Raw genomic sequence first — 8651 nt, 5'->3', positions numbered from 1 at the left:
TTACTCATACTTTTACTCGCTTACAGGGAATATCACCTTCCCGTTATAAAAAACAAGTTGGATAACAACGCGTTTTTTTAGGTCAAATAATCATCAATCAGAATGAAGCCATGCACTATGCATGGTTTTTTTATGTTTTATTCACGTGACCTATCTCTCGTTTTTTTAAATTCTCTGTTCTTTGCAGTGGTTGATATGCCACTTGATCCTACATTTTCTCTTAGAACGAGCTCTTCACAAAAATCTTATTGATATTCTTGATATTTTGTTGTGAATGCAATGAAAAAATTAAAATTTACAACACAAAATATTACCTATTTGAATGTGACTATGTGGATGTTTTGTTATAAAAGCGAGTTTTTGGCAAAAATGTCGTAGTTTTTGACAAGTATTCTTATCGGCCTCAAAATACACTGCCAGCCATTGATAATCCTCGAAGCGGTTTTCGAGGAGTGAGATTGAGGAACACACATGTTTACAGCTACGAACGTGTTGACACCGGAATTTATCGGGCAGCCGCTTGATAAGTTGTGGTCACTGATCTCGCCATTATATATGGTGGACGAGTCTCAATGGCTAGAGCAACTATTGCCACTAGCGACGCCGACAGAGGATGAAAAATCGGCGATCACTACCCAAACGACCCACCTTATCGAAGCCATTCGTGCCGATAAGAAGTCAATCCAGATGATTGATGCTTTATTGCTGGAATACAGCTTAGATACTCAAGAAGGTATCTTGCTGATGTGTCTTGCAGAAGCATTAATGCGCATCCCAGATGCCGCGACAGCAGATTCTTTGATTAAAGATAAGTTGAGTGTCGCAGACTGGAAATCTCACCTGAAAAACTCTGACTCTGTGTTTGTTAACGCATCAACATGGGGCCTTATGCTAACAGGTAAAGTGGTTGGTCTTGGTGAGCAAGGCACCCAGAGCCCAGGTCAGGCTGTAAACCGTCTGGTAAATAAATTCTCTGAGCCCGTGATTCGTAAAGCCATGTATCAGGCAATGAAGATAATGGGTCACCAGTTTGTTCGTGGTCGTACGATCGAAGAAGCGCAGAAGAACGGTCGCCCAATGCGCGACAAAGGTTTCACCTACTCGTTTGATATGTTGGGTGAGGCGGCGTTAACTACAGCGGACGCGAACAAGTACTTCAAAGATTACCTAATGGCGATCGAAGCGGTGGGTCGCGAGACTTACGGTAACGACACCAGTCCAGCGCCTTCGATTTCCATCAAGCTTTCTGCATTACACCCGCGCTACGAAGTCGCAAATGAAGAGCGTGTAATGACAGAGTTGTATGACTCACTAATGCAACTACTAAAACGTGCTATTGAAGTCGACGTTGCAATCACAATCGATGCAGAAGAGGCGGATCGCCTTGAGCTTTCCCTGAAGCTATTTGAGAAAGTATACCGTAGCGATCTTGTGAAGGGTTGGGGCAAGTTTGGTTTGGTTATTCAAGCCTACTCAAAACGTGCGCTACCAGTCTTGGTGTGGCTAAATGCACTCGCAAAAGAACAAGGTGACGTTATTCCTCTGCGTTTGGTTAAAGGCGCGTACTGGGACAGCGAAATCAAGTGGTCTCAACAAGCGGGTTATGCAAATTACCCAGTATACACTCGCAAAGAAGCGACGGACGTTGCATACCTAGCTTGTGCTCGTTTCCTACTTAGCGAAGGTGTTCGCGGTAATATCTACCCACAATTTGCAAGCCACAATGCTCACACGGTGACGGCAATTGCTGTCATGGCGGAGCACAAAGAATACGAGTTCCAGCGCCTGCATGGTATGGGTGATTCACTGTATAACCATGTTATGAAAATGTACGGTCAGCCAGTACGTATTTATGCACCTGTCGGTAGCCATGCTGATCTTCTTCCGTACTTGGTTCGTCGTCTGCTTGAAAATGGTGCGAACAGCTCGTTTGTACACCGTCTAGTTGATGCGCGTTGTCCAATTTACGAGTTGACCCATCACCCTGTGGATGTGTTGACGGGTTTTGACACGCTACACAACGACAAGATCCCATTACCTGCCGACATTTTCCCTGAGCGTAAGAACTCATATGGCGTCAACATCGACATCGACAGTGAAGCGAAGCCATTTGAAGCTCAGGTCGAAAGCTTCATGGACAACCAGTGGGTTGCAGGCCCGATGATCAATGGTGAACGCTTTGCCGAAAGCATGATCAAGGAAAATGCGGCTGAGATCATCACCGCACCATACGATCGCCGAATTGAAGTCGGCAAAGTGGCATTTGCAACTCTTGATCACGTTTCCGCTGCAATTGATGCGGCGCAAACTGCTTTCTCTGATTGGAAAACCGTTCCTGTTGAGCAAAAAGCGGCTTGTTTAGAAAAGCTTGCTGACTTAATGGAAGAAAACCTGGCTGAGCTGGTGGCGATTTGTCACAAAGAAGCGGGTAAAACGATTCACGATAGCATTGATGAAGTTCGTGAAGCGGTGGATTTCTGTCGTTATTACGCGAAACAAGCGCAAAACCTACAGCCATTTGAGCTAGAAGGCTTTGATGGTGTGAAACGCATTTCTAGCCGTGAAGGTCTTGGTGTGTTTGTGTGTATCAGCCCTTGGAACTTCCCGTTGGCTATCTTCCTTGGTCAGGTGACGGCAGCACTGATTGCGGGTAACACAGTGGTTGCAAAACCTGCTGAGCAAACAAGCTTAATTGCCGCTCGCGCTATTGAACTAATGCTTGATGCTGGCTTCCCTGCAGGTGTGATTCAGTTACTTACTGGTCGCGGCGCTGAGATTGGTCATGCACTGACTTCTCATGATGCTATTGCTGGTGTGGCATTCACTGGCTCAACGGCAACGGCGCAACGCATTAACGTTACGCTTTCGGAGCGCAGCGCGAAACCGGTTCCGTTTATTGCGGAAACAGGTGGCCAAAACGCAATGATTGTGGACAGTACTGCATTGCCAGAGCAGGTGGTGCGTGATGTGATTCGTTCGGCGTTTGCATCTGCTGGTCAGCGTTGTTCTGCCCTTCGTGTTCTATTTGTACAAGAAGATGTAGCAGACCGTATGATCAACCTGATTCAGGGTGCGATGAATGAACTGCATGTTGGTTTACCTTACCTACACAAAACAGATGTTGGTCCGGTTATCGACAGCAATGCAAAACAAAAACTCCTCGCTCACCTTGAGCAAATGAGCAAAACACAGACTAAAGTCGCTCAGCTACAGCTGGATGAATCGTGCCAGCATGGTGACTTTGTCTCACCAAGTGCGTTTGAAATCTCGGGCATCGATGTGCTGAAAGAAGAACAATTTGGTCCAATATTGCACATTGTTCGCTTTAAAGCGTCTGAATTACCGAACGTGGTTGCGCAGATCAACAAAACGGGTTTTGGCTTGACGATGGGTATCCATAGCCGTAACGAAACCACGTACCGTTGGATTGAGAAGCATGCTCGAGTAGGTAACTGCTACATCAACCGAGACCAAGTTGGCGCTGTGGTTGGTGTACAGCCGTTTGGTGGTCAAGGCTTGTCGGGTACTGGCCCGAAAGCTGGTGGTCCACACTACCTATTCCGCTTTACTCAACATCTTCTTGCTCAAGCAGAAAACGCATAAGGAGTCGCATTATGGTTCATCAGATCACCTATTTTAAAGATGCATTCTCTGCGTGGGAGCAGTGGAATCTGACTGATTTTGATTACAAATGCGAGCATGTTCTGGCATTTAAATCTGCACTAGAAGGGCAGCAGTCTACCGTTGCCAAGGTGGTTTCTTACCACTTGCAACAAGCATCAGCTCTTCTTGCAGAAACTCACCAGTTAGTTGGCCCTACAGGGGAAACTAACGAACTGTATGCCGCAGGACGCGGTGTGGCTTTGGTGATTTGTGAAAACAACATCGAGCCTGCTGATAATGCGTTATACAGTGCTTTTGCGATGATCACCTGTGCCTTAATTGCAGGCAACAGTGTGGTCGTTTGCAGTGACAATGCAGAGCTAAACCAATTGGTTAAGCAAGCTGTAGCGTTGGCAAACTTCCCATCTAACTTAGTCCAGGTTGTTGCGTACGATGCGTCTGCCCCGTTGCTTGAGAGCGATGTACGTAGTGTGGGTTATGTTGGGCGTTCACAGGTTGAGCATGCGCTCAATCTTCAACTAGCTAAGCGTGACGGTGCAATCGTCGGCTTAGTTTCTGAAACGGATTTAGAGTCACCGAAATTGGCTCATGATCCTCATCTCTCGTTGCGCTTCATTACTGAGCGCACTCGAACGATAAATATTACCGCGGTGGGTGGTAACGCAACTCTACTCGAGTTGGGGAACGAAACTCACTAACCTGACTTGTAATGCCAATCTGGAGTAACTGGACTGAGAGTCGGTCCAGATTGGTTTTTTATACTCTGATGTATTGCTGAGACGGTAAAATATCAGGGCAGGCAAGGAAGGAAATAATTATAACGAGGACTATCTAATGATAGAAAATAGCTTTGCTATCACGTCCACTTTTGTGGCGTATTTACTGATTATGGTTGCTATTGGCGTTTACGCGTATAAGAGGACTTCCAATTCATCTGACTACTTCCTAGGTGGCCGTAGCCTAGGTCCGTGGCCTGCTGCATTATCTGCAGGTGCTTCAGACATGAGTGGTTGGTTGCTGCTAGGCTTGCCTGGCTATGCGTACGCTGCGGGTATCGAGGCCTTCTGGTTAGCCGGCGGTCTACTTCTTGGTACATGGGCAAACTGGCTCATCAGTGCAAAACGCCTCCGTACCTACAGTATCCAAACTGACGCGCTAACGTTGCCAGAGTTCCTGTCACGTCGCTTCAACGATAAGTCGAAACTGATTCAGACAATCTCTGCGTTTTTCATTCTTCTATTTTTCCTTTTCTACACCAGCTCAGGTTTGGTCGCAGGGGGCAAACTGTTTGAGACGGTATTCGGTCTAGATTATACCTACGCTGTTATCATCGGTACGGTGTGTGTCGTTTCTTACACACTATTCGGTGGTTTCCTAGCGGTATCTTGGACTGACTTAGTGCAAGGTCTGCTAATGGCGGCTGCGCTAATGATTGTTCCTATAGCGGTAATGGACGGTGGTTTAGGTCAGCTAAGTTCTGATCTACATGACATCAACCCAGAACTTGCAACGCTATGGAATGACGCGAAAGGCGAACCATTGTCTGCGATTGCCATTATCTCTCTAGCGGCGTGGGGCCTTGGTTACTTTGGTCAGCCACACATCCTAGCGCGTTTTAAAGCGTCTCGTTCAAACAAAGATCTAACGACTGCACGTCGTATCGCAGTGATTTGGACGGCACTATCTATGGTTGGTGCAATGCTTGTTGGTCTTGTTGGTCTGGTTTGGGTTACGGGTCATCCGGGTACTCAACTAGAGGACGGTGAGAAGATCTTCATGCTATTGGTTAACGCAGTATTCCACCCTGTCGTTGCGGGTATGTTGTTAGCAGCAATCCTAGCGGCGGTAATGAGTACCGCTGACTCACAGCTCCTTGTTTCATCTTCAGCGCTTGCAGAAGATTTCTACAAGCAAGTATTCAAGCCAGAAGCGTCTTCTGAAGAAATCGTAATGATTGGTCGTATCGGTGTTATCGTTATTTCGCTTGTTGCGCTATTCCTAGCGATGACGCCTGATAGCTCAGTACTCGGTCTTGTATCTTACGCTTGGGCTGGTTTTGGTGCGGCATTTGGTCCTGCGGTTGTACTTAGCCTTTACTGGAGCGGTATGAACCGTAACGGCGCGTTAGCAGGTATTCTTGTTGGTGGTATCACTATCGTGGTTTGGAAGCAGCTAACTGGGGGTTGGTTTGATGTGTACGAAATCGTACCGGGCATCATCTTCTCTACGCTTGCTATCATTGTGGTAAGTAAAGCAACGGGCGGTGCTGCGCAAGACGTGTTAGACCAACACCAGTCGTTCGAGAAAAAACTGGTTGAACTAGACTAGTAACTTCCCGTATATGAACACAAAGCCCGCTATTTTAGCGGGCTTTGTTTTATCTGAAACTTAATTAACGTTAATGGTGGTAGCTTGAGATCAAAGCTTAGCATTGCTCGGTTAGATTGGAGTGTTAGTCGCGACGAATTTTGGCGTAAATAACGGTGTTACTCAACTCTCCCGATGTAGTCAGACGTTCGTTTCTGAGCTCTCCTTCGAACTCATAACCACAGCGCTCGGCTACAGCCCGGCTCTTTTGGTTGGTGCTATCAGCATGAATTGCGATTCTCTTGGCGCCCAAGTCATCAAACGCATAGCGCTCAACTTCGAGCACAGCCTCGGCAACATAACCATTGCCAACGGCAGCATTATCTAACCAATAACCTATCTCAAAGGATGGTACGTCGGGATCTCGAATCATCAAGCCGACCGCACCCAGTAAGCGATCGCTTTCCTTTTCAATGATGTAGTAACGCAGCTCTTCTTCGAAGTTTTCAAAGTTTGCGATGGCTTTCTCTGTCCCTTCTATCATCGCTTCTAATGTCAGCACATGAGGTACCCACGGCAGATAGACTTCGAGAGTTTTTTGGCTGCGAACGACAGCTTGATGCGCCTCTTCGGCTCGTTCTAAACAAGCAGGGATGAGTTTGAGACGTTTCGTTTCCATGCCAACTCTCCTATGGGTGAAAAATGAACGGAAAATCATTTAAACAGATGTACTTAGAATGATCTAGTCAACGCCGTCATATTATTCACTTGGTTTGCCAGAGAGAAACTGAGAGAATCGAACCGTTATCAAACCAACTAGGTTCATTATGAAACTTTTAGTAAGAAACTTGGCTCGTCACATGACCGAGCAAGATATCCGCAAATTATTCTCAGCGTACGGCAAAGTAGAACTGTGTTCGCTAGTGCTTGATCAAGACACGGGTTTGTCGAAAGGCTTCGGTTTTGTCATCATGCCGGACGAAGCAGAAGCCATTTCTGCTCTTGAAGCACTGAATTTGACGAACGTAGAAAAAAGCAAAATTCGCGTGAAAGTCGCACAAGACTAATACAGAGAAAAGCCAGCGTTATTGCTGGCTTTTTTGTCTTTCTATTTAGAGACCAAATTGGCAACATTCTAGAATGTCTTCTCTTTTCGTTTTAGCGAAATTGATCATCAATTCTCTCTTCAAGTTGTTTCATTAAATCCTTTAACTGTAGAGAATCGAAATTGTCTGAATTCGGCACTTGGTAAGCGTCGTTGACTGTGTAGAGCATCAAACTTTTGCTAGAGAAGAACTCTTTCTGTATTTGGACTTTGACAATGTCATCAAGAGGTAGACGGAAGTAAACCGTTGAGCCCTGGCGGTACTTCAAGGTGTTGGTGCTTGCATCGATATCTAGCGTTTTAGGATTGAACGCGCGGCGCGTGAAGTACGTTGAGAGCAGTTTCAATCCTATTATTGTGAGTGCTACGAGTCCAAACTCGACGATCTTGTCTGCTAGGTAGGAAAAATAGAACAGCGACAACAATACAGTTCCTAGCAAGAAAGGGTTGTTCTTGGGCAGATTTTGTGAAGTTTCATGGATGATCATCCGACATATCCCTCTTCTATACGCGGTAAACTCACCGCACCAAGTAACTCCTCAGTGTTTCGCAAGGTAATAGCGTACGCCACGCCTTGATGCTGCTGATACATCGGATCGTGCCTATCTATCCATGCTTGCGCCATCGGTCGCTCATAAGGATGAGGGATGTTTGCTGTCATGTCGGCAATTCGCTTATCTCCAGCGAGTAAAGCCACTTGTTGGCAGTCATCGATATTGAATGGCCGGAGGACGAGTCTTTCGGTAGTGAGAATCGGTTGTATCGTCATGCATTTCTTCCTTGATGAGACGGCTATAGCTGCTAACAACTGGTTTGCGGGGTAAATCGAGATAACAAGGCGTCTCGAAAGCTCGATCTAGCCAGCTGTAAAGTTGTCATGCGCCTTACTAAATAATAAGCCCGAACAATTGCTTATGTGTAATGTGTCGTATTATTACACACATAAGCACGTTTGCTCATATTGATGGTACAAAAGTTGAGGTCTGACCAATGTCTCAGTTTTTTGATACTTTCGTTCAATTTTTTGAAGATAGGGCACAAAAAATTAAAGGAGCTTTTTAATTGTGGAATTATTTTGAACAAAATATGTCAATTGTCAGTAGGACGAAAAAGTAGGGAGAAGAGAAATGCCGGATATATATTGCGCAGCTTGTAGAAAATCAACGCAACATAAAGTGATTATGAAGCGTTGCGAGCCTCAGTCTGTTGACTCGTTAACAGGCAAAATGGTGAGTTTTACACAGCTGATGGCGAAATTTGTATCAGGTGAACATTATTACGAGATGGAGCCTCAATACTACTGCCGTTGTTGTAATCATCGTGCAATTGGAGAGGTTGTTCCACATCCTACACGGCATACATCGGCCGCACTCTAACTCTGAGTGATAGCCATGATTAATGGCTAAATAGGGCGGCGTTGCCCGAACGACATATCTATACAGGCGTGTCATGCGCTTTCAAATTTGCGACTCCGCGGGAGCCGCTAGGTTGCTTTTTCTCTTCATATCACGGTTACTAAGTGAGCGGCAATAATCATAGCTCTTTCCCTCCTTCGTTGTTTTCTGGTTATTCTCTGCTGAATTTCACATGCTGTGCATTTGATAGTTTGCAATTG

At 45.8% G+C, this 8651-nt stretch carries 7 protein-coding genes and 1 pseudogene; 5 read left to right on the top strand and 3 right to left on the bottom strand.

The window, feature by feature from the left end:
- Positions 1-471 precede the first annotated feature (471 nt).
- The 3 genes from putA (at position 472) to putP (ending at position 5952) form a co-directional block, all read left to right on the top strand.
- A complete protein-coding gene (putA, locus tag IQR33_RS23405) occupies positions 472-3603 on the top strand; it encodes a bifunctional proline dehydrogenase/L-glutamate gamma-semialdehyde dehydrogenase PutA (RefSeq protein ID WP_193837811.1) in 3132 nt (1043 codons plus the stop codon).
- Between the two features lie 11 nt (positions 3604-3614).
- The gene (locus IQR33_RS23400; protein WP_005383557.1) at positions 3615-4322 is read left to right on the top strand and encodes a 1-pyrroline-5-carboxylate dehydrogenase; all 708 of its coding nucleotides are present in this window, start codon (positions 3615-3617) and stop codon (positions 4320-4322) included.
- A 136-nt stretch (positions 4323-4458) separates the two neighbouring features.
- Positions 4459-5952 (top strand): sodium/proline symporter PutP, encoded by a 1494-nt coding sequence (gene putP, locus IQR33_RS23395; protein ID WP_005374582.1) that lies wholly within the window; start codon positions 4459-4461, stop codon positions 5950-5952.
- Between the two features lie 124 nt (positions 5953-6076).
- On the opposite strand, the gene IQR33_RS23390 is transcribed toward putP, so the two are convergent.
- On the bottom strand, positions 6077-6610 hold the full coding sequence (locus tag IQR33_RS23390) for a GNAT family N-acetyltransferase (protein WP_017820066.1): 534 nt from the start codon (positions 6608-6610) through the stop codon (positions 6077-6079).
- A 148-nt stretch (positions 6611-6758) separates the two neighbouring features.
- Here IQR33_RS23390 and IQR33_RS23385 point away from each other — a divergent pair, with 148 nt between their 5' ends.
- On the top strand, positions 6759-6998 hold the full coding sequence (locus IQR33_RS23385; RefSeq protein ID WP_005374587.1) for an RNA recognition motif domain-containing protein: 240 nt from the start codon (positions 6759-6761) through the stop codon (positions 6996-6998).
- Between the two features lie 91 nt (positions 6999-7089).
- Here the strand turns inward: IQR33_RS23385 and IQR33_RS23380 are convergent, their stop codons facing one another.
- On the bottom strand, positions 7090-7524 hold the full coding sequence (locus IQR33_RS23380; RefSeq protein ID WP_193837810.1) for a hypothetical protein: 435 nt from the start codon (positions 7522-7524) through the stop codon (positions 7090-7092).
- 5 nt (positions 7525-7529) lie between these two features.
- Positions 7530-7805 (bottom strand): annotated as a pseudogene (locus IQR33_RS23375) (GNAT family N-acetyltransferase); the annotation flags it as partial.
- A 358-nt stretch (positions 7806-8163) separates the two neighbouring features.
- Between IQR33_RS23375 and IQR33_RS34090 the strand changes: the two are divergent.
- Positions 8164-8412: a hypothetical protein gene (locus IQR33_RS34090; RefSeq protein ID WP_005374593.1), complete on the top strand. Its 249-nt coding sequence runs from the start codon at positions 8164-8166 to the stop codon at positions 8410-8412.
- Positions 8413-8651 lie beyond the last annotated feature (239 nt).

Source organism: Vibrio sp. OPT46 (assembly GCF_015163535.1).
In the GTDB taxonomy this organism is placed as follows: domain Bacteria; phylum Pseudomonadota; class Gammaproteobacteria; order Enterobacterales; family Vibrionaceae; genus Vibrio; species Vibrio alginolyticus.
This window is presented reverse-complemented; position numbering and strand designations above follow the sequence as displayed.